We start from the raw sequence: 1756 nt of genomic DNA, 5'->3' as shown, positions 1-1756 counted from the left end.
CCGCCCCGAGCTGGTGGCCGCCGCGGCGCTGCCGCCGGCTGATCCGGCCGGGGCGCAGCAGGCGCTGCGGCAGGCCACCGACGCGCTGCGGTCCGCCGCCGCGGCCGAGCACGCGGCCCGTGCCCGGCTGGCCGAGCTGGTCGAGCTCGGTCGCCGGCTCGGCGCGCTGGCCGGGGAGTTGGCGCCGCGGCTGGCCGAGTTCGGCGAGATCAGCCGGCTGGCCCAGTTGGCCGGCGGCACCAGCGTGGACAACCGGTTGAAGATGCGGCTGGAGTCCTACGTGCTGGCGGCCCGGCTGGAGCAGGTCGCGGCGGCGGCCAGTGCCCGGCTGGTCCGGATGTCCGGCGGTCGCTACACCCTGGTGCACAGCGACGAGCGCGGCTCGGGCGGCCGGCGTTCGGGGCTGTCGCTGCTGGTGGTGGACGCCTGGACCGGCACCGAGCGGGACACCGCCACGCTCTCCGGCGGGGAGAGCTTCTTCGCCTCGCTGGCGCTGGCCCTGGGCCTGGCCGACGTGGTGACCGACGAGGCCGGCGGGATGCCGCTGGACACCCTCTTCATCGACGAGGGCTTCGGGAGCCTGGACGAGCAGGCGCTGGAGGAGGTGATGGACGTGCTGGACGGGCTGCGCGAACGGGACCGCGCGGTCGGCATCGTCAGCCACGTCGCGGACCTGCGCCAGCGGATCCCCACCCAGTTGCAGGTGCGCAAGTCCCGGCACGGCTCGACGCTGCACCTCACCGGCCCCGACGCGGGCTGACGCCACCGGACCGCCACCGGACCGCCACCGGACCGCCACCGGACCGCCACCGGACCGGCGGCCGGACCGCCGAGGCGGCGCCGCCCGGCCGCCGGCCCGCGGGTCAGCCGGAGCAGGCCCCGCGCTGGGCCTGCTGCCAGGCACAGCGCGGGCAGAGCGTGCTGCCCGCGGTGCCCGCCGGGTACTCGGTGGGCTCGCCGCACAGCACGCAGTCGGCGCGCGGGCCGCTGTCGGGCGCGGCGGGGGTGAGCGCGGTCAGCGGGTCGGCCACCGCGCCGGGCGCGGCGCAGTAGGGCTCGTCGGCGGCGTGCGGGGTGTCGGTCACGCCGTCCATCATCGGCCATCACCACCCGGACCACCCCGGGCCACCCCACCCCCGGGCCGGACCACCCCACCCCCGGCACGACCCGGGCGCTCAGCCCAGGAAGCTGAGCCGGACCGTCCGACGCGGGTTGTCGCCGTTGGTGTCGATCAGCACCACCGACTGCCAGACGCCGAGCGCCATCCGGCCCTCGATCACCGGGATGGTGGCGTGCGGGGCGACCAGGCCGGGGACCACGTGGTCCCGGCCGTGACCGGGGCTGCCGTGGCGGTGGCGCCAGCGGTCGTCCGCGGGCAGCAGGTCGCGCAGCGCCGCGAGCAGGTCGTCGTCACTGCCCGCACCGGTCTCCAGGACGGCCACGCCCGCGGTGGCGTGCGGGACGAAGACGTTCAGCAACCCGTCCCGGCCGGCCGCCACCTCGGTGAGGAAGTCCGCGCAGCGTTCGGTGATGTCGAGGGCGACCTCGCGGTCACCGGTGGTCAGTTCGAAGGTGCGGCTCTGGAAGGGGCGCCCCGGGGCGGTGTCGCTGGGGAAGGTGTCGGCCATGGCGCCATCCTCTGCCGGTCGCAGGGTGCACGACAAGCGCGACAGGCCGGGCGGTGTCCGCCCGGTCCGTCATGAAAATCGAGAGTAGCCCCAATCTCCCAAACAAGTTCCCCTTGGAATACGAAAAC

Annotated in this window: 3 protein-coding genes; 1 reads left to right on the top strand and 2 read right to left on the bottom strand. The window is 75.9% G+C overall.

All coding sequences use genetic code 11. The annotated features are described in order from the left end of the window. A partial coding sequence (locus ACQRUO_RS38820; protein ID WP_428320898.1) for an SbcC/MukB-like Walker B domain-containing protein occupies positions 1 to 760 on the top strand: 760 nt, incomplete at its 5' end. A 103-nt stretch (positions 761 to 863) separates the two neighbouring features. Here ACQRUO_RS38820 and ACQRUO_RS38815 read toward each other — a convergent pair. Both ACQRUO_RS38815 and ACQRUO_RS38810 read right to left on the bottom strand, forming a co-directional pair. Then, positions 864 to 1085 (bottom strand): hypothetical protein, encoded by a 222-nt coding sequence (locus ACQRUO_RS38815; protein ID WP_428320897.1) that lies wholly within the window; start codon positions 1083 to 1085, stop codon positions 864 to 866. Positions 1086 to 1175: 90 nt separating this feature from the next. Next, positions 1176 to 1628 (bottom strand): YjbQ family protein, encoded by a 453-nt coding sequence (locus tag ACQRUO_RS38810; RefSeq protein WP_428320896.1) that lies wholly within the window; start codon positions 1626 to 1628, stop codon positions 1176 to 1178. Positions 1629 to 1756 lie beyond the last annotated feature (128 nt).

It is taken from the genome of Kitasatospora sp. LaBMicrA B282, assembly GCF_050325825.1.
Classification (GTDB): Bacteria; Actinomycetota; Actinomycetes; order Streptomycetales; family Streptomycetaceae; genus Kitasatospora.
This window is presented reverse-complemented; position numbering and strand designations above follow the sequence as displayed.

Bases quoted from the DNA above. Each gene is read 5' to 3' on its own strand.
- ACQRUO_RS38810 (WP_428320896.1), bottom strand. From the start codon at position 1,628: ATGGCCGACACCTTCCCCAGCGACACCGCCCCGGGGCGCCCCTTCCAG.